This is a genomic window from Bacteroides sp. f07 (assembly GCF_042854785.1).
In the GTDB taxonomy this organism is placed as follows: domain Bacteria; phylum Bacteroidota; class Bacteroidia; order Bacteroidales; family Bacteroidaceae; genus Bacteroides.
Map to the genome: position 1 here is coordinate 1027986 of NZ_BAABXI010000001.1, position 24303 is coordinate 1052288.

Here is a 24303-nt window from a genome sequence, read left to right on the forward strand (position 1 = left end):
GATGCTCACTCAATGAAGAAAGTAGTGGAAACTGTGTTGCCTTCTCCATCCACTGCTGTCAAGGAATGTTTTCCGGGAGCGGGTTGCAGGGAAATCTTATGGAAATCCTGCGTTTGCATCAGATAGGTATCATCGAGATGCCAGAATACGTTCGCATTGGGATTGGTATGTGCTAATTCGACGGTCAGGAACCCTTTGCTGCCGTCCAGTTGTTTCGGTAACTTAATGTGCGCGTTCATGGGAGGGTAAATGAATTGCATGGGCTGGAAAGTATCTTCCCCGCAACCTGCCTTAAAGGGTGGGAGAGGGTTGTATTCCGGGTGGTGTTGCTTATAATACCATTCCCATACGGGTGGGAGGGTGAACCATGATTTTTGTAAGGTAGGTTCTGTGTTGGCGCAGCTCTCATAGACACGGTGTTTCTCATCGGCAGCCAGTGTGATAAGGTGATGGTACGGACAGGCATCCGTGCGCAGTCCGGCAGGGAGGATAAGGACAGTGTCCGTTTCTTCGCAGAAACGGCCTTTCAGATGTCCTGATTGGCGGCACACTTCCGCGTCCACAAAGACATCGGTCGGTCGTTCAAACCAGGGTGAAGCAGGAAGATAACTGAATATATCGAATAATACTGGGCCTGCCGTTTGTGCGCCGACCAGTCCGGGTTTTCCCTCACCGGTTGCATTTCCTACCCATACACCGACCGCATAACGGGGGGTGACGCCGACTGCCCAGGCATCCCGGAATCCGTAACTGGTTCCTGTTTTCCAGGCAATGGTCTGCATGGACGGGATTGATTTCCAGTCGATTTCTTCGGGACGGTTTACTTCCTTCAAAGCGTTGAACGTTTGCCACACGGCGCCTTTGTCCCAAATATATTCATGCTGAACAGTCTTGTTTTCTTCTTCCTTTATGATAATTCCGGCTTCTTTTTCTTTGGTGAGTTCCGGACTCAGGTTGGGGGTGAGGGCCCGTCCCATTTGGGCGTAGGCGTTTGTCACGTCCCATAAAGTAGCTTCCGCTCCCCCTAGAATCAAAGATAATCCATAATGAGACGAGGGACGGGTGATAGTTCTAAACCCGGTCTGTTGCAGGAAGTTGTGAAACTTGGGCACTCCATATTTTTGTAACATTGTCACAGCAGGAATATTCAGAGAGCGGGCAAGCGCTTCCGAAGCCGGGACAGCCCCTTCATATTGCATGCTGAAATTTTGAGGAGTATAGCCGTTTATATTAATAGGTATATCCGGCAATAGCATATCCGGCAGCAGCGAACCTTCCTGCAGCATGGCATAATATAGAAAAGGTTTTAAGATACTCCCTGTACTCCGAGGGGCTTGAATCACATCGACTTGGTTGCCGCCCTGTTTCCGGTCGAAATGTACGTTTCCGCAGTAGGCTGCCACTTGATTGGCAGGTATGTCAATCACCAGAATGGCTAGATTACGAATATCGCTCCGGTTGAACTCATTGCTCCATCGTTCAGCCAGGTCTTCTATATGAGTCTGAATCCCCCGGTCGATGGTAGAACGGGTATATTGCCCGTTTCGTTCTTTATAAAAACGGCTGACCAAATGGGGGGCTGTCTGTGGAAGAGGATGCGGCTCATCGGGAAGAGGCTCGGTGACAGCCAGTTCGTAGGTAGATGAATCTATGATTTTCTTTTCAAGAAGTTGTTTTAATAACCGGTTTCGTTTTGAGAGAAGCATTTGCCGTCCTTTGGACAGATGAATCATGGCGGGAGCATTGGGGAGCACGGCAAGCATGGCCGATTCTGCCCATGACAGGTCTTCCGCCGAATGACCGAAATACCGCCAGGCTGCTGCATCCAGTCCTACTACATTTCCTCCGAAAGGCGCATGAGATACATACATGGATAAGATTTCCTCTTTAGAAGCCCGGAATTCCAGCCGGGTAGCCCAAATCATTTCGATTACTTTCTCGCCGAAAGTTCTTGATTCGTTTCGGGCAAGCCGGATGGTTTGCATCGTCAGCGTACTTCCACCACTCACAATACGTTTGTGCCTGGTGTTCTGGTAGATGGCTCTTCCGATGGATAGTGGGTTGACACCCCAATGATGATAGAAATGTTTATCCTCGAACGTAATGAGACATTGTTTGATCTTCTCCGGTGTTGTCTCGCGTGGGGGAAAGCGCCATTGTCCGTCGGAGGCGATGCGTGCTCCTAATAATTCTTCGTTACGGTCGGTGACGACTGTAGAATAAGGGACATGAAACAATTGCCGGGGCAGACAAAAGATATATCCAATTAGCAAAAGAGTAATGCTTATTGTCATTACTTTCTTGAAGACAGATAGTCGTTTGAAGAATTTATAGATAGAAATCATTGAATGGCAAAAGTAAGGGCACATATATTTGTGATGAATGATCAGGCACGGATTATACGGATTTCGCGGTTTTAGTTAACGGGTAGAACCGTGAAATCGTATAGTCCGTGCCTGAAATTTACTGGCTCACCGTTGTTCTTCCTGCCTTGCTTCGTGCCTGTACGGTTGCATCATACATGGCTTCGCATTGAACAGCCGGAAGAATGAAGTTGCCTGCATAAGTCGCTTGCAGTCTGATTGTAAACATTTTCGTTTCGCCACGACGCAAATTGAAGTAAGTCAGTACACGGTCATCGCGGATATCCTGATAAGAATATCTGCTGATAGAATTTCTTGGAGTACTTGTTTCACTGTTAGGATTTTCCGTATCGGTAACCAGCATCCGTTCATTATATATCTCCCAGCCGGAAGGTATGATGTGAGTCAGTGCCAGATTGGTGTAATCCGAAGTGCCGCTGACATTGGATATGACAGCAAGAGCGATGAAATCGGTTCCCTGCTTAATATCATCTACTGATATAAGATTAGCGTTCATATCTGTATATTTTATATCCATCCGGATATTATCCGAGATAGCAGGCAGTGTATCATTCAGCAATTGTGTGCGCGTGATAACATCTACACCCAGTGCTCCCTTACCCTGGTTCTTTACAGAGATTGTACCGGATTTCGGGGAAGTGGAGATTGCTTTCTCAAACACTGCTTTCGCAGATTTCACCGCAGGCTGTTGTTTGCCGTTCCATGTCCATGTGAAATCCAATGTGCCTGACAGTTTTTCTGCCAACCGTCCCATTGCCATCAGGGCGAATGCAGTAGATTGGGTGCTGAACCAGTTCTCCTGCGATAAATTCTCTGATACTTTCTTCGCTTGTTGAAGCGCATCCCGTTCGCGGTTCATCAGAAGCAATGTTTCCAGAATCATCGCTTCGTCCCGGTCGGACGAACCATAAATAAAGTTCATAGAAGAATAAGGGATGACAGTAGTCTCAGCGTTGTACACCAGCTCCTCGGCAGGTTTCATCTTTCCCGTCAAGGCATAAGCGGCTGCCAGTCTCCATTTGGCTTGGATGGACATACCTTGCTGTTCTTTCATTCTGTTCATTGCTCCGTATTCCGGTGCGCCTGCCAATGCCAACGTATATAGGCGGAAAGCCTGCATCAGTTCCGCCTGCCATTGCTGCCAACTGCTTGCATCTTGTGGCATCCGCCAGTTCTGAGCTGCTGCGCGTTGGAAGCGTTTCCACTTGCTTAATACGTTGGAGTTGACAGCATATCCCTTTTCTTGTGCCAATGTCAGGAACATTCCCGTATACGAGCTAATCCATTCATCTGCGACGGCATTTCCCGGCCAATAGATAAATCCGCCGTTAGGAAGCTGGCGGGCATAAATCTGCCGGATGGCTTCTTGTACATTTGTCTTTATTTTCTCCGCTTCCTGTTCGTCTACCGCCTTGAATTGGGAGACGAATAAGAGTGGCAGGGCTTTGGAAGTCAACTGTTCCGTACAGTGATGCTCGTAATTATACAAGAAGTCGAACCGGCGGCTGATGTCTACCGACGGGATACGGGAAACTTCCAGTTGGATATGATTATTGTCGGAAGAACCGGCAAGGCTGTATGACAGCTCACCGCTTTGTCCGGCTTCTACCCATTGGCTGTTGCGTAATGTCACAACCGGGTTTGGATTTCGTACTTCTATTTCGACAGTTTCTTTTGTCTGTTGTCCGCCACCGCTTGCTGTAAGATGGATGGTTGCTTTTCCTTTTTTGTTGCCGGTCTTTAGCGTAAAGAAAGTAAGCTGGTCGCCCGGTTGGTTGAAAGTCAGCGACTGTTGCGGAGAACCGACAATCTGAACCCCGCCACCGGTGGCTTGGATAGATACGGTTACATTCTTCACTTGGTTTTCCATGGCAAAGATGTTCACCGGAACAGTAATTTCCTCTTGGATGCTAAGTACACGCGGCAAAGTGGACAACAGCATTAACGGTGTCCGTACATAAGCTGTCTTTTCCGCATTGCCGTAAGCCCCATCCTGTCCTGCCACTACCATGGCGCGCACTGAGCCTACATACATCGGCAACTTCAGCGTATGTGTCTGATGCTTGCCTTTTCCCAGATAGAAAGGCCCGATGAATTTAACTACCGGTTTGAAACGGTTCGCCTTTGCGTCGGCAGGTTTCAATGAAGCGTCTCCACCCGTGCTGAAAAGCGAACTGTAACTTCCGGCGGAAGCTCCTAATACATTATCATACATATCCCATGTCCGGATACCGAGTGCTTCACGTGAATAGAAGTCGTTCCAGGGGTCGGGAGTCTTGAAGTTCGTAAGATCCAGCAAGCCGTCATCTACGATAGCCAATGTATACGTCATCGGTTTCCCGCTCTTCTCACTGACTGTGACATTGAAATCCGTTTCCGGCCGCAATACTTCCGGCATCTGTATCTGCGGTTGCAATATCGTTTGACTGTTAGTCACGAATACCGGAACAACTCCGTACATACGGATTGGCAAATCATTAACCGTCTGCGCATGAGGCTGTAAGAGGCTGATGTGCAGGTATACGTTCGGTGCCATTTCCGGCATAATCTTGAAGTTGTATTTGGTATCTCCCTGGTTGGATACTTCTATCCATTCTTGTTTGAGCACTGTCGAACCGTTTTCGATGGATACCAAAGCACGTCCGCCGGCAGCAGCGGGAATAATGGCAGTAGCCGTTTCGCCTATTTCATAAGAATCTTTGTTCAGTGAGAAAGCAAGCATTTTGATACCGCTGGGATCCGATTTGCTTGAACGTCCTCTCCAGTCCGGCCAGTCTACATAGATAGTACCACCGGTGGCATGACCGCTTTCTTTGTCTTTTACATATACCAGGTAGCGTCCCCAACTCGGATAGTCGACACGGAATTTGAAGGAAGCCTTTCCGCCGTTAGTCTGCAAGTTGCCGCTGGCTACCGGAGTGATAGAACTGCTGTTTACATATGAACTGAAAGATTCATCGCTGTTTTCCCACCACCAGCTCCAACTGATACGGTATATCTTGTATTCCAGATTTGAGCGGCTTACCGGTTTTCCCTCGGGGGTCACCGTAACGACATCAAATACATGGTCTTTGTCCGTCTCAATATATTTTCCCTGAGGTTGATTCAAGTTGATGCCCACATACGATGTGAATGGTGAGAACGGGACACTTTGCGTATAGATGCTTGCGTCTCCGCCCGGTTCGAATACGCGTGTAGTGAAAGATGCGTTCAGCATACCCGGCGCATTTGTCGCTGCCGGAAGTTTCAGGGTGACGCCTGCTCTTCCTTCCGCATCGAGCACGCCATCGAATACATCCGTCTTGATGGTTGTAAAGTCCGTTGCCGGATTATTGAAGAGATATTGCCCGTAATTCTTGAACTGTGTGTTTACTCTGGACAGTGACATTTCTACTTTCGCTTTCAAGCGTGACGCGGTTGCCCCTGTCAGCCACGCGGAAGTGAGCGGGGCATGAAACTCTTTGTCTGTCGCTTGAAGCACCTTGGGTAGTGCCAGCGTTATTTTGAGCCGGTTGGGCTTTATTGTCTCGATGCGCAATCCTTTATGGAAGGTTGTTCCGCCCACTTTTACGTAAGCATTCCAAAGACCGGTAGGAACATCGGGCTGAGTCGGGACGTCAAAAGTGTAGAAACCATTCATGCCTTGCGTCGAAATCATCTTGGTATAGAATTGTCCTTTCGGATTGTAAATCTCCAGTGCTACCGGATGCTTGTCCGGTATTCTTTTCTCACGGTCTTCTAGGATAAAGGATATGTGCAACGTATCTCCCGGTCGCCATACGCCTCTTTCGCCATATATAAATCCTTTCAGACCTTTCTGAATATCCTTTCCGCCTACATCGAACCGGCTGACGGATTGCTCTTCACCGTCTACCACACGTACATAGGCTTTTTGCTTATCTGATTCCGCAACGACAATAAAAGGTACGCCTTTCGGGGCGATTTCTACCAGACCTTCCCCGTTTGTTTCTCCTTTGCCTATTACTTGCAGTTGGAAGTTATAAACGGTGACCTGTGCCTTGCCGACGGGTTTTGTATCTAAAATATTGTTGACTGCAACCCATAAATTATTCAGGGAGTTTTTCTTCACAATCATTCCCAGGTTGGAAGCAAAAACATTGCAGGAGGCCGTCCGGGTCGACTCCATATAGTAGGATGGATGGCAAGGATTATCCCGTTCCGTCCATCGGTACAAGCTCCAGTCCATTGTGGCACCGTAATAGTAATAATAAGCTTCGGGAACATCCCACATGGCTTCATCTTCTTCAGACAAAACGCTTCCGCTTACTTTTGTCAAACCATCGGAAGCACTGTCGGCAAACTTCATTTCCTGACTATCGTTTCCACCGCAAGGATATGCTGAATATTCTTGTCGGAAGGATAAGATAACCCGGTAGATAGCGCCCGGTTCCTGATGAATCAGTCCGGCAAGGTCTATCGAGTAATCTTCCCAGCGATGAATGTCTTTTGACGAATCTTTACCCAACCACAAGGTCTTCTTATAAACCAATCGTCCCGAACGGCGCAATTCATTGGCGGAAGCCAGCGAATTATTCTGCATGAACATCAATACATTATTCTCGAAAATGCGGATCACATTCAAATCCACCGCATACAGGTTGACAGCCCGGAACGGAATAATCAGGCTTTTCGAATCGGGGAGGATGGCTGCCGAAGTAGACATTTCGACTTGCGGCTTCAGGTTCTGCTCACTGAACGAGATAGAATGTGAAGTTCCTAAAGTCCGATCCTGGCTGCTTTTTACCCCTTCGTGAATATTTAAAGTCAACTTATTTATCTTGTTTGCTTCGAAATAGATAAATACTTTGTTGTCCTTGATTTGAGTGATAGAGGAAGATATTTCCGGTATCTCAATCAGTCCTTTCAGATCCTGGGTATTGGATACGGGGGTGGAGAATACGACTTCAATCCCATTCTCCGGTTGGTCAATGCGTTCGGCGGTTAGAAAGCGGAAACTGTCTTTTGCCGGAATCAGAATTTCTTCGCTTTGTGTATGGTCGATTTGTACAGGCGTTCCATCTGCCTTTATCTCTAGTTGATAATCTTTCGTCTCTCGTGGAATCCGGTTGATATTGAACTCATAACGGCTAGGGTTGTTGGTCGAAGTAATCTCTACCGGATAATCTTTGCTTTTTCCATTGCCGGCAGTCAACATCTTCTCTACCTCTTCTTTCTTCACCACGTCACTGAAACGTATTTCTCCTTTTATACTTGCTTCATCGGGTTGAGTGGCTGTAATTGTTATAGGTTCTGTGTGGATAGTAAAGTTGCGTTCCTGCACCCGGAATGAAAAATTGAACTCCTTCAGCTTTTTATCTACTTCAATAAAATCCCCGAGTTGGAAAGTTCCTTCATAGAATGCCCCCGGTTTTAGTGTACCTTCTTCCGGTACAAACTCTATGGTATTGTTGCTGACCCAATAGGCTTTTCCTTTTAATGAAGGTGAGAAACTGAACGGATTATCTTTCAGTTCATTGTTCATGTCCACCATTGGCTGGTCATGCGTCAGTTCGATGCGTATGGTTGAACCTTGTGAGATGACTCCGCCTGTATACGCATTGACGTATGGCGCATATTCTGCAGAAGGAATAATATCTTTTTGATTGCGTGTGCATCCGAAAAGACCCATAATCATTATTATAAGGAAGAATAATTTGGTAGCAATGCTACTACATCTAGTTTTAATTTGTCTCATAGTGAAGAGTTCTTTATAATTTAGCAAACAAATATACGGTTTTTATGGTAGATTCTTTTTAATTCTAATTATTTTTGTACGCTCTAATAAAATTGTGTATGGGAAAAAAGAAAGAATATAAAGAGGCCAACCGGCGATTTCTGAAAAGACTGTCTTCTCAGGAAGGTGTTTTTGCGTTGCCGTGTGGTATCTATTATAAGGTTTTGGAGACTGGTGAAGGAACTGTCTCTCCGGAACCACGGAGTATTGTTACCGTGCATTATAAGGGAAGCCTGATTGACGGGCGGGTATTTGATAATTCTTATGAACGTACCTGTCCCGATGCCTTGCGTCTTAGTGATGTAATTGAAGGTTGGCAGGTGGCACTTCAGAAAATGCATGTTGGAGATAAGTGGATAATCTATATACCTTATACGATGGGATACGGTATTAAGGCTGTTGATTCTATCCCCGCATACTCGACATTGATATTTGAGGTGGAACTGTTGGCTGTTGCATAGGGACGGACTTTCTGGACGGTTAAAGACAAGGATATTTCTCTTTTAGCTTTTTCAGAAAGGATTTGCTCACTTGCAGCAGTTCCGACGAACTGTTAAAAGGGGGAAGTAATAAGCAGTTGTTATCTTCAATTGAAGCCAGATAAGTGATATTAATAATATAGGACTGGCTAATCTGAAGAAAATAAGGATGCAAACCCAGTATTTTTTGTGAGTTTGTATTTCGCTTTAACACTAAGGTGTGCTTGTTGTACAATACAACTTCCCACAATTTACTTTTGGAATTATAACGGAAGTAACCGATCTCTTCAAAATGAACCAATTGTAAATTCCCGGTAATAGTAGTATATAAAAAAATGTTTTCCTGTCTTTTTTCGATGATTGCGTGATTGCAATGATCGGTATGTAACTCTTGATTTTCCATGTGATTTTCTAATCTATGATAGCTTGGGGGCGCATTTAATTTTTCAGTCAAAAATAACGTATTACCGTTAATTGTGAAAATAAAAAGTGTCTCATTCCTGAAATGAGACACTTTTATATAGCAATCACGGTATCTTTTTAAATGGTATTCTATTGTTTAATCTGTTGGTCTTCAATGAACTTGCTGGGTGATACACCATATTTTTCGGAAAAGTTCCGATAAAAGGTCGCCCGGGAGCTAAAACCACATAAGAACATTAGTTCTTTCACGCTTTTTTCAGAGTTCCCGATGGCTAACTGTCTGAAGTATTCTAATCGGTTACAGTTTATGTATTCTCGGAAACCAGTGAATCCCTGACTTTTGATTGCCATTGAAATGTCATGCTCTTTTTCGTTTAGGGATTTTGCCAAATCTTTAATGTTGTAAGATTGGTCTATATAAGGGTGTTGTTCTTTAAGATATGTTTCAATGCTAGAGAAGAGTGGGAGAGGTTGAGGCGATTTTTCTATTTGTGGCATTTCTTTTTCCGTGTTTAGTACCATGCTGATATGATCTGAGAATGGATTCTCGGATTGTAAATACAGTATTGAAAACAGGACGGTGAAAACGATTGCCGTAATGCCGAATAAATTGAAGATGAATTCATTGATACTCAAAGTAAACAGAATGTATATTCCCAAAAACAAGAATAGAAACCCTATAAATAAATGCATATTATTATTTATTTTGCGATAGGTTTTGGTGCTGACCATCGCATAAATAAGAATAAAGAGGGGAGTGATGACGGAAAGTAGGAATATACAAACTCTAAGTTTGACGTCCGTATTATTAATATTCGGTATTATTTCATTCAATGAGTATATAGGAGTTATGATTCCATTAAATCCTAAATAACAGATTCCTACGGTGATTGTAATGATAGGCGGCAATAAAAATGTGAATATCCTGAAGTGGTTGAGGTATCCCGGAGATAAGGAAGCGATGGGAAATAGTGCGACAATATTGGCTAAAGCATACCATTTGAGCATCTTTTCAATACAGAGTAAGTCCGTGAAATTGTATTCGGGGGTATCTGTAACGATTGTCAGCCACCCGATGTTCTCCCACGAAAACATAAGCCCTATACCCACTGCTATAATTCCCCAATACAATTTGGGATAATTATCTTTTGCGCGAACAATAAGAAAGATTCCTGATATCAAGGCAACCAAATCAAGTGTGAGTTCAATTGATAAATGTAGTATTCCCATGTTTATGATGTATTTTTTAATCTTTCCTTTCTTTTCACTAAAGGGTTAATGAAACAAAAGTAATCAATTTAGTCATATCAGGCAATAGAAAAAGAATGGCTTTTGTGAGATTATGCCACTAGAAATTATGTTTCTTTAGAGGACTCATTTTCTGCCAATTCTTTAATCTCTTTATTCAGAAAGACAGAAAGTACAGTTCTTACCACAACTACCCCGCCTAAGATTGCTAATTCATCTAAAGTCGGATCAACTACAGTTTTCAGTATATCAGATGCAATCAAAAACTCCAAACCAAGTAAAAGATAACTACCGAAATCAGCTCTGAGCTGCCGGATGTTATTGATGGTATATGTTCCGTTGAATCGTTTCATCTCATTGCGCATAAAAGCAATGATGCCGACAAAAACTCCATAGGTGACAATCAGCAGACTGATAACGCTGATGATAGTAGCAAGCATATTTAAGAAAGTCAGTAGCATTGTGTATAATATTGGGTTATACAATATAAACAACTGACTTCCTTGAATAGTTTTATCAAAAGGAGAATTGATAATGAATATACTAATAATCAATGTTCAATATGCAAAAATGGTCTTTAGATTGTTGTATATGTATTGAAATTATTATCAATCTCAAGATGTGTACTTACTACATTTGAAGTAAGTCTGAGAGATACTCTAAAATGGACTGCGCTTTATTTTATATATGAAAATTGCGCATAATATTCCCATACAATTCCATCTGTTTTTTCTTTTTCACGAAGTTCCATGACTAATTCGTTTTTGGTCAATTTGGTAACAGTGTAGACTATTGTATCCTCTTCTCCTTCGTCATCAGTTAAAGTTAACTTATTGCCGGAATATGACCATTTTCCGGTAACATTGTCTGACGAGTTTCCTCCATCTCTGTCTCTCTCTATGAAAGTGCCATCCTCTTTGAACTCTACAGTAGCATCATAATCTTCTTTATCGTCGTGAATTAGATCTCCATCTTTCCACTCTTGTTCTATACCAGATACTCCATTCCAGATTCCTACTAATTGTGCACGCGAACCCACTGAATCTTCGTCATCATTTCCGCAAGAATAAATGCTGAAAATTAATAATACAACACTCATGTAAGTAGCAATTTTCCATGAAACTTTCTTCATAACATTTTCTTAATTAAATTATACAATCGATTTAATAACCTTTTATTTGAGATAAGATGCAAGTATTCTATCTTTGAAAAAAATAGATAGAATCGCCATACATCCATTGTTCTTTATTTCCTGCTGTTTTTATATCTATTGGTTTCCTGTAGACCAATATACATTCAGTCTGATTCACACTTTTGGAAACTTTGTTTTACGTAATATCTTCCCGATGAGTGACCGAAGGAATCTTATTTTGCAGATGAAATCGAATATTTCATTCAATGCTTTGGAATTAGACATAGTGAATTCATTGTGTATATATTATTTGGTTAGTTTCTTTTTACTTTGCAAAGGTACGCTCTTATTTAATGCTGATTGACAAAATGTTGTGGCTGTATAGTATACATATTTGTAGACTATTTGTCAGCAGTAGGATTACTTCAGATATTGATTTTATTCTATGGCTGTGTGTTTTTTTTCTGGTTGTTTTCGAGTTCCTGTAAGTAGTAAAAAAAGAAGTTGTGGTTTAGAATAGTAGATATGCGTAGAAGTAGGTCAGAATCTATACTTCCACGCTTAAATATCTTATATACATTGGTTCTATCACAGTAGAGTTTATTGGCAAACCAAGTAACAGAACGTTCTTGCCTGTGAAGCTCCAACTCAATTAGCTGACCAATGTGTACCATATTTAGTTGTTTTATATAGATGATTCTCTATAATGTTGTAGCATTTTATTTGTTTTTACAAAGTTATTCTTATTTTATCTTGCGGGCTAGATTGTGTGTGGATAAAAAATCACATAAATGTAGCTTAATTGTCTACTATTATGTAATCTGTCGGGAATATGACAAACTACTATAAATAAAAAAGGCGGAACCATCCGAAACTTATTTTGTTCTGAGGTACCGCCAAGCACCCTGTCCATGAATAAGTACGAATAGTTCGCGCCCGTAAAACGCAACCCTTCAGTTACTTATTCTCATGGACTTCTATTTGGCGGTTTTCAGAACAGAGAATAAGAGCTAAAAGCTCAAGTATCTTTTTAATAAGTATATGAATGGAATCGCTATTCCAAAAGTTTATTGTTTTAAATAAAAATAGGAGAGTAGAACAATAAACCTACTCTCCCATATATAAAGTAATCTGGATTACTTAGACAAAGCCTGAGCTACGTCAACAGCACAAGCTACTGTACAACCTACCATCGGGTTGTTACCAATTCCTAGGAATCCCATCATTTCTACGTGAGCAGGAACTGATGAAGAACCGGCGAACTGAGCGTCTGAGTGCATACGTCCCATTGTGTCGGTCATGCCATAAGAAGCAGGTCCGGCAGCCATGTTGTCCGGGTGAAGAGTACGACCTGTACCACCACCTGAAGCTACTGAGAAATATGGTTTTCCGGCAAGAACACGTTCTTTCTTGTAAGTACCGGCAACCGGATGTTGGAAACGAGTCGGGTTAGTAGAGTTACCTGTGATAGATACGTCTACGCCTTCTTTCCACATGATAGCAACACCTTCGCGAACATCGTCAGCACCGTAGCATTTTACTTTAGCACGAGGACCGTCAGAGTAAGCGATTTCGCGAACAACTTTCAGTTCACCGGTAAAGTAATCGAATTGAGTCTGAACATAAGTAAAGCCGTTGATACGGGAGATGATCTGAGCAGCGTCTTTTCCAAGACCGTTCAGGATGCAACGCAACGGTTCTTTACGTACTTTGTCTGCTTTTGCAGCGATTTTGATAGCACCTTCGGCAGCAGCGAAAGATTCGTGACCTGCAAGGAAAGCGAAACATTTAGTTTCTTCGCGCAGCAACATGGCAGCGAGGTTACCGTGACCGATACCAACCTTACGGTCGTCAGCTACAGAACCCGGGATACAGAATGCTTGCAGACCGATACCGATAGCTTCAGCAGCTTCAGCAGCGTTTGTGCAGTTCTTCTTAAGAGCGATAGCAGTACCTACTACATAAGCCCATTTTGCATTTTCAAAGCAGATAGGCTGAGTTTCTTCACACGTTTTATAAGGATCAAGTCCGGCAGCTTCGCAGATAGCGTTAGCTTCTTCGATGTCTTTGATGCCGTTAGCGTTCAAGGCTTCGATGATACCTTTGATACGACGGTCTTGGCTTTCGAATTTTACTTCTCTAATCATAGTTTCTTTCCTCCTTATATTATTCGTGACGTGGATCAATAGATTTAACTGCTCCCTGTTCTGCTGTTACGCGACCATAAGTACCTGTAACTTTCTTCAATGCTTCGTTGGCATCAGTACCCTTCTTGATTTCGTCCATGAACTTACCCATGTGTACGAATTCGTATCCGCAGATTTCGTCGTTTTTGTCCAAGAAGATCTGTTTGATATAACCTTCTGCCATTTCAAGGTAACGGGGACCTTTAGCCAAAGTACCATAAAGAGTACCTACCTGGCTGCGCAGACCCTTACCCAAGTCTTCCAAACCTGCACCGATGATCAAACCACCTTCAGAGAAAGCAGATTGAGTACGTCCGTAAACGATTTGCAGGAACAGTTCGCGCATAGCAGTGTTGATAGCGTCGCAAACAAGGTCAGTGTTCAATGCTTCAAGGATAGTTTTTCCCGGAAGGATTTCAGCAGCCATAGCAGCAGAGTGAGTCATACCGGAACATCCGATAGTTTCAACCAAAGCTTCCTGAATGATACCTTCTTTAACGTTCAGCGTCAGTTTACAAGCACCTTGCTGAGGAGCGCACCAACCGATACCGTGTGTCAAACCAGAAATATCAACGATTTCTTTAGATTTTACCCATTTGCCTTCTTCGGGTATGGGAGCCGGTCCGTGGTTAGGACCCTTCTTTACAACACACATGTGTTCCACTTCGTGTGAATAAGTCATAATTAGCTCTTTTTTTAGTGATATAATTAAAAATACGTAGTCACGATTCTCTAAATCGCCCACAAAGGTAGTCGATTTATTTGTTTCTGCAAATCGCCTTTTATTACTTTTTTGTGAAAAGTGACAATTCAGTTTACGTTTTTTCGCAGTTTGTAAAGTCGGGATTGCATTTGCGGAAGATTGGGGGTAGGTGAACTATCTATTTGTTGTTTTGTTCTTATTGGAAAACAAAAAACTATGGAACTGAATCAGATAGACATACATTATTTAATAGCGGCAATCTGTGTTATTTCGTCTGCGCTTATATTTTATACAATCGGGGTTTGGGGAGAACGTCTCCAAAAGAAACTGAAGTTTTGGCATATTATATTCTTTCTTCTCGGTTTGATAGCTGATGCGGTCGGTACAAGCCTGATGGAGCATATTGCCGGATTAACTCACTTGCACGACGAGATTCATACCGTGACGGGTATGATTGCTATTCTTCTTATGTTTGTCCATGCTTCATGGGCGATATGGACATATGTAAAGGGATCGCCTGGGGCAAAGAAGCATTTCAATCGCTTTAGTATTATGGTCTGGTGTATTTGGCTTATACCTTATTTAATAGGTGTATATATGGGAATGCATTTACATGCATGATAAACAGTCTGCATGAAGACGGATATTCATAGATCACCTTACAATATCTTTATCGGCTGACTCTAGTCGTCCTATTAGACGACTATTGTTGGCTAATAGGACGACTAGAGTTGGCTAGGCGGTCAACTGGAATCGGCTATTGTTGAACAAATATTTTCTATTCGGGATATATACACTATCTGCCTGTTTCTATAATATGGCAAATATTACTTCTCGCTATATTGTAAGATTGTAAAATACATATCTTGTGAAGTGGTGAATAGAGGTGAATATTGTATTTTATATGAATTGTTCACCGGAAACGTCTGTAAATGAGATGATATGGGCCGTGTGAAGAAAGTGGAGGACGGATAGTGAAATTAAGATTGGCAAGATTATGGAGGGATTATTACTGGATGTAGAATAAAATTCGTAGCTTTGCTGCATTATTTATAAAGAAGATTATGATTGAAGTTGTAGAATCAGCTTTACAGAAGGCTGCGGGTGAAGGAATGGATGAATTTATCCAGGTGTTTACAGATAAATATAAAGAGGTAATCGGCGGTGAACTGACTGCAGAGACGATGCCTTTGTTGACGGGAGAACAACATTCTTTGCTGGCTTACCAGATATTTCGTGATGAGGTGATGGCAGGAGGATTCTGCCAGTTGATTCAGAATGGTTACGGTGGATATATCTTTGATAATCCGTTTGCTAAAGTGATGCGTATATGGGGAGCGGAAGAGTTTTCGAAGTTAATCTATAAGGCAAAGAAAATATTTGATGCCAATCGGAAAGACTTGGAGAAAGAACGGACGGACGATGAATTCATGGCTATGTATGAGCAATACGAAGCTTTTGATGAGTTGGAAGAGGCTTACTTAGATATGGAAGAACAGGTTACGGCATTGATTGCAAGTTATGTAGATGACCATTTGGAACTTTTTGCAAAAATAATAAAGTAACGGATGCAGTATTTTTTAAGTATCTGCATTTATTAATTGTGAATTAGAATTTATATCTTTGCAAAATCTAAAAAATATGTTTATGAAACAGATGAAATTTTTCTTGGTGGCTTTGATGGCTGTGGTGATGGGTATGTCGGTTACTTCTTGTATGAATGGAGATGATAATACTATCAGGCAATTATTTACAATTGCTAAATGTACTAGTACTTATCCCACTACATTTCAAACGCCTGCAGGGCAAAAGCTTGTTATTAATGATGCATCATTAATAACGTTGAATACAGGAGAACTTTATAATTTTTGGTATGAATATGATTCGGCTGAGCAGCCTGATAATTCCGAAACTCTTTATGTAACACTTTATGGTGGTAGTACTCCTGTTTCGATTAATGCTAAATACACAGAAGGACCTACAAATGCTTCAGAATCATCAAAAGCTAATGCACCATTATATGCATTTAATTTAGCATCTGACTATTCAACACAACCGGGCGTCTTATTTGACCAACAATATCTTGTTATTCCTGTTGTCTATTGGGTGAAAGTGGAAAATAGCTCTGAGGAGCAGAATAAGGAACTTGAAAAACATTCTTTTATTCTTACGTATGACGAGGAGACTATTGAATCTGGTGCAACAGAGTTGGTACTTACTTTAAATCATGTAATTAATACTGAAGGGGAAGCAGAGAATGTATCTCGTAATAGATATACTTCTGCATATAAAGCATATCGTTTGGATTATGCAATGAGTGCATTCCGCAATAAGGCAGGTCAAAATCCGACAAAGATTACAGTAAAAGCAAAAGTAAATTCATCAGAAAATACCTTGGATGGTGCTACTGATGCCACACCGTGGGAATATACAGTAAAATAACATTGAACTACAAAGAATTATTTAACATAGCAATGAAATTGATTTCCTCTCCGGCCAAGGCCTGGGAGGAAATTTCTATGGAAGAGGATAGGCGAAAAGTATATGTGGCTTTTGTCTATCCTATGATTGGTTTATGCGGTCTGTCCGTATTCATCGGTTCATTACTGACGAATGGATGGGGAGGTCCGCAAAGTTTCCAAATAGCTATGACCAACTGTTGTGCCGTAGCTGTAGCCTTGTTCGGTGGCTATTTTCTGGCTGCTTATGCCATTAATGAGATGGGGACAAGAATGTTTGGTCTGTATAGCGATATGCCGTTAACGCAACAATTTGCGGGATATGCACTAGTTGTACCCTTCCTGCTTCAAATCGTAACCGGACTATTACCCGATTTTAGAATTATTGCTTGGTTGCTGCAGTTCTATATCGTCTATGTAGTATGGGAAGGAGCTCCTATACTGATGAGAGTAGAAGAAAAACAACGATTGAAATACACCCTTTTGTCGTCTGTGTTGTTAATACTATGTCCGACGGTGATTCAAATAGTGTTTAACAAACTGACGGCCATACTTAATTAATGTGTGAAGATGAAACAACCCTCTGTAAATATTAAGAATAAACGGGCTACGTTTGATTACGAACTGATAGATACCTATACAGCAGGTATCGTATTGACCGGTACGGAAATCAAATCCATTCGTTTGGGAAAAGCGAGCCTGGTAGATACGTTTTGTTATTTTGCGAAAGGCGAATTGTGGGTGAAGAATATGCATATCGCCGAGTACTTCTATGGTTCGTACAATAATCATACGGCACGTAGGGAGAGGAAGTTGTTGCTCAATAAAAAAGAATTGGAGAAACTACAGCGGGAAATGAAAAATCCCGGCTTTACGATTGTTCCCGTACGCTTGTTTATCAATGAAAAAGGTTTGGCGAAACTGGTGGTCGCTTTGGCGAAAGGTAAGAAAGAATATGATAAACGAGAATCCATCAAAGAGAAAGACGACCGTAGAGATATGGCAAGAATGTTCAAACGATGACATGATAGGATAAATGAAGAAGACAATCTCTCAAATCGTATCCGAACGCATCCTTATTCTGGACGGCGCAATGGGTACAATGATTCAACAATACAATCTCAAAGAAGAAGATTTTCGTGGTGAACGTTTCGCGCATATTCCCGGACAACTGAAAGGGAATAACGATTTGCTTTGTCTGACACGTCCCGATGTAATTCAAGATATTCACCGTAAGTATCTCGAAGCAGGTGCGGACATTATCGAAACGAATACATTCAGCTCAACCACAGTCTCTATGGCCGATTATCACGTAGAAGAATATGTACGTGAGATAAATCTTGCCGCCGTAAAACTGGCTTGTGGGCTTGCTGACGAATATACAGCAAAGAATCCCGACAAACCCCGTTTTGTAGCCGGTTCCGTAGGGCCAACGAACAAAACCTGCTCCATGAGCCCCGATGTGAACAACCCGGCTTATCGTGCTCTGAGCTACGATGAACTGGCTGCTGCCTATCAGCAACAGATGGAAGCGATGCTTGAGGGTGGGGTAGATGCTATTTTGATTGAAACAATATTTGATACGCTGAATGCGAAAGCGGCTATTTTTGCCGCTGAACAAGCAATGAGAGTGACAGGTGTCGAAGTGCCTGTCATGCTGTCTGTGACTGTCTCCGATATTGGCGGGCGAACCTTGTCCGGACAAACCTTGGAGGCATTTCTCGCTTCCGTGCAACATGCCAATATTTTCTCTGTCGGCTTGAACTGCTCGTTCGGAGCCCGTCAGTTGAAACCTTTCCTTGAGCAATTGGCAGCCCGCGCACCTTATTACATTAGTGCATATCCGAATGCCGGATTACCGAACAGTCTGGGCAAGTACGACCAGACACCTGCGGATATGGCTCACGAAGTGAAAGAATATATCGACGAAGGATTAATAAATATAATAGGTGGTTGCTGTGGAACGACAGATGCCTACATTGCCGAATATTCAGCCCTGATAAAAGGTGCAAAACCACACGTTCCGGCTGCAAAACCGGACTGTATGTGGCTTTCCGGGCTTGAACTGCTCGAAGTGAAACCGGAAATTAATTTTGTGAATGTCGGCGAGCGTTGTAATGTAGCCGGTTCGCGTAAGTTCCTTCGTCTGATAAATGAAAAGAAATACGATGAAGCTCTTTCCATCGCCCGTCAGCAGGTAGAGGACGGAGCCTTGGTGATTGACGTCAATATGGACGACGGACTGCTGGACGCCAAGACCGAGATGACGACTTTCCTGAATCTTATCATGTCCGAACCGGAAATTGCCCGTGTCCCGGTGATGATTGACTCTTCCAAGTGGGAAGTGATTGTTGCCGGATTGAAATGCCTGCAAGGAAAGGCAATCGTCAACTCTATTTCTTTGAAAGAGGGGGAAGAAGTGTTCCTCGAACATGCCCGGACTATCAAGCAATACGGAGCTGCCGCCGTTGTCATGGCTTTTGATGAAAAAGGCCAGGCGGATACTGCCACCCGTAAGATAGAAGTATGCCAACGCGCATACCGTCTTTTGGTTGATAAAGTCAATTTTAATCCCCATGATATAATCTTCGACCCCAATGTGCTTGCCGTAGCTACGGGAATCGAAGAACATAACAACTATGCCGTGGACTTCATTGAAGCTACCGGATGGATTAAGAAAAATCTTCCCGGCGCGCATATCAGCGGTGGGGTGAGTAACCTGTCTTTCTCTTTCCGTGGCAACAACTATATTCGTGAAGCCATGCATGCCGTGTTCCTTTATCATGCCATTCAGCAAGGAATGGATATGGGAATCGTGAATCCGGGAACTTCCGTTTTATACAGCGACATTCCGGCCGATGTGCTCGAAAAGATAGAAGATGTCGTTTTGAACCGCCGTCCCGACGCGGCAGAACGTCTTATCGAACTGGCGGAATCTCTGAAAGCAACCATGAGCGGAGCAGCAGGCCAGCCGGCTGCCAAACAGGATGCTTGGAGGGAAGGAACCGTTCAGGAGCGTTTGAAATATGCCTTGATGAAAGGGATTGGCGATTATCTCGAACAGGACTTGGCAGAAGCTCTGCCGCTTTACGATAAAGCGGTGAATGTGATTGAAGGGCCGTTGATGGATGGAATGAACTACGTAGGCGAACTTTTCGGAGCAGGTAAAATGTTTCTTCCGCAGGTGGTGAAGACTGCCCGGACAATGAAGAAAGCCGTTGCCATCCTCCAGCCTGTCATTGAATCGGAAAAAACAGAAGCAACAACCTCTGCCGGAAAAATATTGCTTGCTACAGTGAAAGGGGATGTGCACGATATCGGAAAGAATATCGTTGCCGTAGTGATGGCCTGCAACGGTTACGATATTGTCGATTTGGGGGTGATGGTTCCTGCGGAAACAATCGTGCGGCGTGCTATCGAAGAAAAGGTGGACATGATTGGATTGAGCGGATTGATTACTCCTTCGCTGGAAGAAATGGCCCATGTGGCCGCTGAACTGGAAAAGGCCGGACTCGATATACCTCTTCTGATTGGGGGAGCCACTACCTCAAAGATGCACACTGCATTGAAGATTGCTCCTGTATATCACGCTCCGGTGGTACACTTGAAAGACGCTTCCTTGAATGCCGGTGTCGCCGCCAAACTGCTGAATCCGCAGATGAAGGCCGAACTGGTGAACGAGTTGGAAAGCGAATACGAGGCGCTTCGCGAAAAGAGCGGTTTGATGAAGCGTGAAACAGTTTCATTGGAGGAAGCTCAGAAAAATAAGTTGAACCTATTTTAAAACATTACCACAATGAAAAAGATTTTCTCTTTCTTATGTCTGTTCATGGCATTGACTGCTATGGTGTCATGTTCTTCTGCAAAAGAAGAAAAAGGAACGTCCGGAACCGGAAATGCTGTATTGGATAATATCTTCGAACGCAAAAGCGTGCGTACTTATCTGAACAAAGGAGTGGAGAAAGAGAAAATCGACCTGATGCTTCGTGCCGGGATGGCTGCTCCTACGGGAAAAGATGTCCGTCCCTGGGAATTCATCGTGGTGACCGATCGCGCCAAGTTGGATTCGATGGCTGCCGCGCTTCCTTATGCCAAAATGTTGACGCAGGCTCGTAATGCCATCGTTGTCTGCGGGGATTCCGCACGTTCATCCTATTGGTATTTGGATTGTTCCGCCGCCACTCAGAATATTCTGCTGGCTGCTGAAAGCTTGGGATTAGGTGCTGTATGGACAGCAGCTTATCCTTACGAAGACCGTATGCAAGTCGTACGCAAATATACTAATCTCCCTGAGAGTATTCTTCCGCTTTGTGTCATTCCTTTCGGCTATCCGGCTACAAAAGAGAACCCGAAACAGAAATTTGACGAGAAAAAGATACACTATAATCAGTATTAGTAAACAAAAGTTTTGCCTTTTCAATAATTTCCTTACATTTGCGTCTTAATTGATTAAATCTGATACGCAAATGTTTGGAATAGACGACCCTTTTATCATTCTGCCATACCTTCTTTCAGTAGTATGTGTGATTTTTGCTGCCTGGTTCGGGCTGAAATATTGGAATAAGGACGATAAAAAAGACGAAACCCGATGAATACATTTACTCTAGGACTGATTGTGATAGCTTATCTGCTGTCACTTGCTTATCTTGGCTTTTTAGGATATAAGAAAACGACATCTGCCAGTGATTATCTGGTGGGGGGACGTCAGATGAATCCTATCGTAATGGCTCTTTCATACGGTGCTACGTTTATTTCCGCATCCGCTATCGTTGGCTTTGGCGGTGTGGCGGCCGCTTTCGGGATGGGAATCCAATGGCTTTGCTTCCTGAATATGTTTATCGGAGTTGTGATAGCTTTTATCTTTTTCGGTTTGCGTACCCGGCGTATGGGGGCAAAACTGAATGTGAGCACTTTTCCCCAGTTATTGGGGCGGCACTTCCGTTCACGTAATATACAGGTATTTGTCGCTGCCGTTATTTTCATTGGGATGCCACTGTATGCGGCGGTTGTAATGAAAGGCGGCGCAGTGTTTATCGAGCAGATTTTTCAGATTGATTTCAACGTTTCTTTGTTGATATTTACTTTGGTGATTGCAGCTTATGTGATAGCAGGGGGGATGAAAGGAGTGATGTACACGGATGCTTTGCAGGCGGTTATCATGTTCGGCTGTATGCTGTTTCTGTTGTTTTCTCTCTATCGGGTGCTTGATATGAATTTTGTGGAAGCCAATAAAGAACTGACTGCTATTGCTCCGCTAGTCCCGGAGAAGTTTAAAGCGTTGGGGCATCAGGGATGGACTGCAATGCCTGTGACGGGCTCTCCACAATGGTATTCGCTGGTTACTTCTCTTATTTTAGGAGTGGGAATCGGTTGCCTCGCACAACCTCAGTTGGTGGTTCGTTTTATGACGGTGAAAAGCAGCAAGCAGTTGAATCGCGGTGTATTTATCGGTTGCTTCTTTTTGATTATAACGGTAGGCGCGATTTATCATGCCGGTGCATTGAGCAATCTTTTTTTCTTGAAAACAGAGGGAGCGGTCGCAACGGAGGTGGTGCAGGATATTGATAAGATTATTCCATATTTCATAAATAAGGCAATGCCCGACTGGTTTGCCGCACTCTTCATGTTGTGTATCCTTTCGGCAAGTATGTCTACGCTCAGCTCGCAGTTTCATACGATGGGGGCTTCGGTAGGGTCTGATATTTACGGGACATACAAACCCCGTTCACGTGGTAAGCTGACCAATGTAATCCGTCTTGGTGTATTGTTCTCTATTCTGGTCAGCTATATTATCTGCTATATGCTGCCGCATGACATTATTGCCCGTGGAACTTCTATCTTTATGGGAATCTGTGCGGCTGCTTTCCTGCCCGCTTATTTCTGCGCTTTATATTGGAAGAAAGCTACAAAGCAGGGAGTGATGGCAAGCCTTTGGGTAGGAACAGTCGGCAGTTTGTTCGCTCTTGTATTTCTTCATCAGAAAGAATCTGCTGCGCTGGGTATCTGCAAAGCCCTGTTCGGGCGGGATGTGCTGATTACCACTTATCCTTTTCCGGTGATAGACCCGATATTGTTTGCATTGCCTTTATCGGTATTGGCAATTGTCGGGGTTAGCTTGATGACTTATAAACGATGATTTTTACGCTTTGATTTTCTTTTTATAGGATTCATAGCGCGACATGATGTCGCGGACGAAATTGTAAGTCTCAATGCCACGGAAATAACCGTTTTTACAAACGGGGTCGGTGAAGTATTCTTCATTGCTTTTGAGTAAGATAAAGTTCTCTACATTATCTTTCCATACCAATTTGTTCTTTCCATATTTTTCCGCCAGAGCCATGGCATCGTAAATATGTCCTAAACCGGCATTGTAGGAAGCCAGAATAAAGTTGAGACGTTCCTCCTTGTCGGGAATCATGCTGAAACTACGGTCGGTGGCAGCAATGTATTTGATAGCTGCCTTGACACTCTCCTCCGGGTTTTGTTCTTTTCCGGCAGGTACTCCCATGGCGCGGGCGGTAGCGGGCATTAGCTGCATCAGCCCTTTGGCACCTGCCCAGGATACGGCCGTCGTGTCAAAGTTGGATTCTGTATAAGCCAGCGATGCAAGCATACGCCAGTCCCATCCGATTTCTTTGGAGTATTTCTTGAATAAATCGTCGTAATGGGAAATCTTTCCCTCTTTCAATGAAAGGATAGGAGAGTGGGGCATCATTTTGCTGTTTTCAAAGTAGCGTTTCATACTGGCTGTATAAGCGGGAGAGGTCATGTTCTCCTGATGCCATTTGGTGGCGGCTGCGGCCAGCTCCGGACTGTCTTTCCGTACTGCCCATGAAGAGCGCTGGTCGAAACTGATAGGCAAGTCTATGTTCAGGTTGGGATAATACGTCTTATTAAGTTTCGCTAAATCGTTGTCGGCTATGGTATATGGTATTTTGCCTTGCGCCACTTGGGTGATTAAGTCCTCGATAGTGATACTGTCATTGGTCACCTCATGGATCTGGATTCCGCCGCCTAGTTCACTGTTCAGATTGACGAGACGGTCATAATACTTTCCGGGTTTTACGTATATGTCTTTTCCGACCAGTTCGGTAACGTCTTTCAACGGTTTCTGTTTACCTCTTCCTTGCTGGACGATTACCTGATGGGTAATCACATCTTCACCGCAGTAGAGGAGACTGTCTTTCCATTCTTTGGTTATGGGCAGGTTGTAGGCAATCATGTCCCCTTCGCCTGCCAGTAACTTCTGGATCAGTTCGTCAACGTTGTTGGCTACTTCGATTCTTAGTTTTAATCCCAGGCTTTTGGCAAACTGCTCGCTGAGTTCATACTGGAACCCCATTTCCTGTCCCCGGTAAATGAAATATGAAGTAGAGCTGTATAATGTCAGTACAACCAATTCGCCGCTGTCTTTTATCTGTGGAAGATCGCGAGCGGATTCGTCCGTCTTGCTGTGCTGCTTGTTCCGGCATCCGAACATACAACAGAATAACACAAGGAATAAAGGGATAATCAGCGCCTTGACATTCATACC

At 43.3% G+C, this 24303-nt stretch carries 19 protein-coding genes; 10 read left to right on the forward strand and 9 right to left on the reverse strand.

Annotation, left to right across the window (positions count from 1 at the left end):
• Positions 1-5 precede the first annotated feature (5 nt).
• Together pbpC and ACGHVY_RS04110 are read right to left on the reverse strand one after the other, a co-directional pair.
• Positions 6-2345, reverse strand: coding sequence for a penicillin-binding protein 1C (pbpC, locus tag ACGHVY_RS04105; RefSeq protein WP_390597324.1), 2340 nt, complete (start codon positions 2343-2345; stop codon positions 6-8).
• 118 nt (positions 2346-2463) lie between these two features.
• On the reverse strand, positions 2464-8100 hold the full coding sequence (locus ACGHVY_RS04110; RefSeq protein ID WP_390597326.1) for an alpha-2-macroglobulin: 5637 nt from the start codon (positions 8098-8100) through the stop codon (positions 2464-2466).
• 98 nt (positions 8101-8198) lie between these two features.
• On the opposite strand from ACGHVY_RS04110, the gene ACGHVY_RS04115 reads away from it, so the two are divergent.
• Positions 8199-8600 carry an FKBP-type peptidyl-prolyl cis-trans isomerase gene (locus ACGHVY_RS04115; protein ID WP_308744893.1) on the forward strand — a complete coding sequence of 134 codons (402 nt, stop codon included), beginning with the start codon at positions 8199-8201 and terminating at the stop codon, positions 8598-8600.
• 19 nt (positions 8601-8619) lie between these two features.
• Here the strand turns inward: ACGHVY_RS04115 and ACGHVY_RS04120 are convergent, their stop codons facing one another.
• The 6 genes from ACGHVY_RS04120 to ACGHVY_RS04145 form a co-directional block, all read right to left on the reverse strand.
• Positions 8620-9021: a LytTR family DNA-binding domain-containing protein gene (locus ACGHVY_RS04120; RefSeq protein WP_308744921.1), complete on the reverse strand. Its 402-nt coding sequence runs from the start codon at positions 9019-9021 to the stop codon at positions 8620-8622.
• Positions 9022-9170: 149 nt separating this feature from the next.
• The gene (locus ACGHVY_RS04125) at positions 9171-10271 is read right to left on the reverse strand and encodes a helix-turn-helix domain-containing protein (protein ID WP_390597328.1); all 1101 of its coding nucleotides are present in this window, start codon (positions 10269-10271) and stop codon (positions 9171-9173) included.
• Positions 10272-10396: 125 nt separating this feature from the next.
• Complete coding sequence (locus ACGHVY_RS04130) at positions 10397-10750, reverse strand: DUF1622 domain-containing protein (protein WP_390597330.1); 354 nt, start codon at positions 10748-10750, stop codon at positions 10397-10399.
• A 215-nt stretch (positions 10751-10965) separates the two neighbouring features.
• Positions 10966-11421 (reverse strand): lipocalin family protein, encoded by a 456-nt coding sequence (locus tag ACGHVY_RS04135; RefSeq protein ID WP_390597332.1) that lies wholly within the window; start codon positions 11419-11421, stop codon positions 10966-10968.
• A gap of 1136 nt (positions 11422-12557) precedes the next feature.
• Complete coding sequence (locus ACGHVY_RS04140) at positions 12558-13568, reverse strand: GGGtGRT protein (RefSeq protein ID WP_005677721.1); 1011 nt, start codon at positions 13566-13568, stop codon at positions 12558-12560.
• Positions 13569-13587: 19 nt separating this feature from the next.
• Positions 13588-14289, reverse strand: a complete 702-nt coding sequence (locus tag ACGHVY_RS04145; RefSeq protein WP_007759112.1) for an iron-sulfur cluster assembly scaffold protein — start codon at positions 14287-14289, stop codon at positions 13588-13590.
• 237 nt (positions 14290-14526) lie between these two features.
• Between ACGHVY_RS04145 and ACGHVY_RS04150 the strand changes: the two genes are divergently transcribed.
• The 9 genes from ACGHVY_RS04150 (at position 14527) to ACGHVY_RS04190 (ending at position 22905) form a co-directional block, all read left to right on the forward strand.
• Positions 14527-14931: an HsmA family protein gene (locus ACGHVY_RS04150; protein ID WP_308744899.1), complete on the forward strand. Its 405-nt coding sequence runs from the start codon at positions 14527-14529 to the stop codon at positions 14929-14931.
• A 443-nt stretch (positions 14932-15374) separates the two neighbouring features.
• Positions 15375-15875 (forward strand): DMP19 family protein, encoded by a 501-nt coding sequence (locus tag ACGHVY_RS04155; protein ID WP_390597334.1) that lies wholly within the window; start codon positions 15375-15377, stop codon positions 15873-15875.
• An 82-nt stretch (positions 15876-15957) separates the two neighbouring features.
• Positions 15958-16752: a hypothetical protein gene (locus ACGHVY_RS04160; RefSeq protein ID WP_390597335.1), complete on the forward strand. Its 795-nt coding sequence runs from the start codon at positions 15958-15960 to the stop codon at positions 16750-16752.
• 32 nt (positions 16753-16784) lie between these two features.
• Positions 16785-17330, forward strand: coding sequence for a Yip1 family protein (locus ACGHVY_RS04165; protein ID WP_390597337.1), 546 nt, complete (start codon positions 16785-16787; stop codon positions 17328-17330).
• Between the two features lie 9 nt (positions 17331-17339).
• Positions 17340-17792: an SsrA-binding protein gene (smpB, locus tag ACGHVY_RS04170; protein ID WP_007754410.1), complete on the forward strand. Its 453-nt coding sequence runs from the start codon at positions 17340-17342 to the stop codon at positions 17790-17792.
• 13 nt (positions 17793-17805) lie between these two features.
• A complete protein-coding gene (gene metH, locus ACGHVY_RS04175) occupies positions 17806-20553 on the forward strand; it encodes a methionine synthase (RefSeq protein WP_390597339.1) in 2748 nt (915 codons plus the stop codon).
• Between the two features lie 12 nt (positions 20554-20565).
• The gene (locus ACGHVY_RS04180; RefSeq protein WP_390597341.1) at positions 20566-21165 is read left to right on the forward strand and encodes a nitroreductase family protein; all 600 of its coding nucleotides are present in this window, start codon (positions 20566-20568) and stop codon (positions 21163-21165) included.
• Positions 21166-21235: 70 nt separating this feature from the next.
• A complete protein-coding gene (locus ACGHVY_RS04185; RefSeq protein ID WP_374047373.1) occupies positions 21236-21361 on the forward strand; it encodes a symporter small accessory protein in 126 nt (41 codons plus the stop codon).
• Entirely contained in the window at positions 21358-22905 is a 1548-nt protein-coding gene (locus tag ACGHVY_RS04190) for a sodium:solute symporter family protein (protein ID WP_308744904.1), read from the forward strand. Before ACGHVY_RS04185 ends, ACGHVY_RS04190 begins: the two co-directional genes overlap by 4 nt.
• A 3-nt stretch (positions 22906-22908) precedes the next feature.
• Here the strand turns inward: ACGHVY_RS04190 and ACGHVY_RS04195 are convergent, their stop codons facing one another.
• Entirely contained in the window at positions 22909-24300 is a 1392-nt protein-coding gene (locus tag ACGHVY_RS04195; protein WP_390599645.1) for a transglycosylase SLT domain-containing protein, read from the reverse strand.
• Positions 24301-24303 lie beyond the last annotated feature (3 nt).

Coding starts and splice junctions, on each gene's coding strand:
- pbpC (WP_390597324.1), bottom strand. CDS start 2,345: ATGATTTCTATCTATAAATTCTTCAAACGACTATCTGTCTTCAAGAAA.
- ACGHVY_RS04110 (WP_390597326.1), bottom strand. CDS start 8,100: ATGAGACAAATTAAAACTAGATGTAGTAGCATTGCTACCAAATTATTC.
- ACGHVY_RS04115 (WP_308744893.1), top strand. CDS start 8,199: ATGGGAAAAAAGAAAGAATATAAAGAGGCCAACCGGCGATTTCTGAAA.
- ACGHVY_RS04120 (WP_308744921.1), bottom strand. CDS start 9,021: ATGGAAAATCAAGAGTTACATACCGATCATTGCAATCACGCAATCATC.
- ACGHVY_RS04125 (WP_390597328.1), bottom strand. CDS start 10,271: ATGGGAATACTACATTTATCAATTGAACTCACACTTGATTTGGTTGCC.
- ACGHVY_RS04130 (WP_390597330.1), bottom strand. CDS start 10,750: ATGCTACTGACTTTCTTAAATATGCTTGCTACTATCATCAGCGTTATC.
- ACGHVY_RS04135 (WP_390597332.1), bottom strand. CDS start 11,421: ATGAAGAAAGTTTCATGGAAAATTGCTACTTACATGAGTGTTGTATTA.
- ACGHVY_RS04140 (WP_005677721.1), bottom strand. CDS start 13,568: ATGATTAGAGAAGTAAAATTCGAAAGCCAAGACCGTCGTATCAAAGGT.
- ACGHVY_RS04145 (WP_007759112.1), bottom strand. CDS start 14,289: ATGACTTATTCACACGAAGTGGAACACATGTGTGTTGTAAAGAAGGGT.
- ACGHVY_RS04150 (WP_308744899.1), top strand. CDS start 14,527: ATGGAACTGAATCAGATAGACATACATTATTTAATAGCGGCAATCTGT.
- ACGHVY_RS04155 (WP_390597334.1), top strand. CDS start 15,375: ATGATTGAAGTTGTAGAATCAGCTTTACAGAAGGCTGCGGGTGAAGGA.
- ACGHVY_RS04160 (WP_390597335.1), top strand. CDS start 15,958: ATGAAACAGATGAAATTTTTCTTGGTGGCTTTGATGGCTGTGGTGATG.
- ACGHVY_RS04165 (WP_390597337.1), top strand. CDS start 16,785: ATGAAATTGATTTCCTCTCCGGCCAAGGCCTGGGAGGAAATTTCTATG.
- smpB (WP_007754410.1), top strand. CDS start 17,340: ATGAAACAACCCTCTGTAAATATTAAGAATAAACGGGCTACGTTTGAT.
- metH (WP_390597339.1), top strand. CDS start 17,806: ATGAAGAAGACAATCTCTCAAATCGTATCCGAACGCATCCTTATTCTG.
- ACGHVY_RS04180 (WP_390597341.1), top strand. CDS start 20,566: ATGAAAAAGATTTTCTCTTTCTTATGTCTGTTCATGGCATTGACTGCT.
- ACGHVY_RS04185 (WP_374047373.1), top strand. CDS start 21,236: ATGTTTGGAATAGACGACCCTTTTATCATTCTGCCATACCTTCTTTCA.
- ACGHVY_RS04190 (WP_308744904.1), top strand. CDS start 21,358: ATGAATACATTTACTCTAGGACTGATTGTGATAGCTTATCTGCTGTCA.
- ACGHVY_RS04195 (WP_390599645.1), bottom strand. CDS start 24,300: ATGAATGTCAAGGCGCTGATTATCCCTTTATTCCTTGTGTTATTCTGT.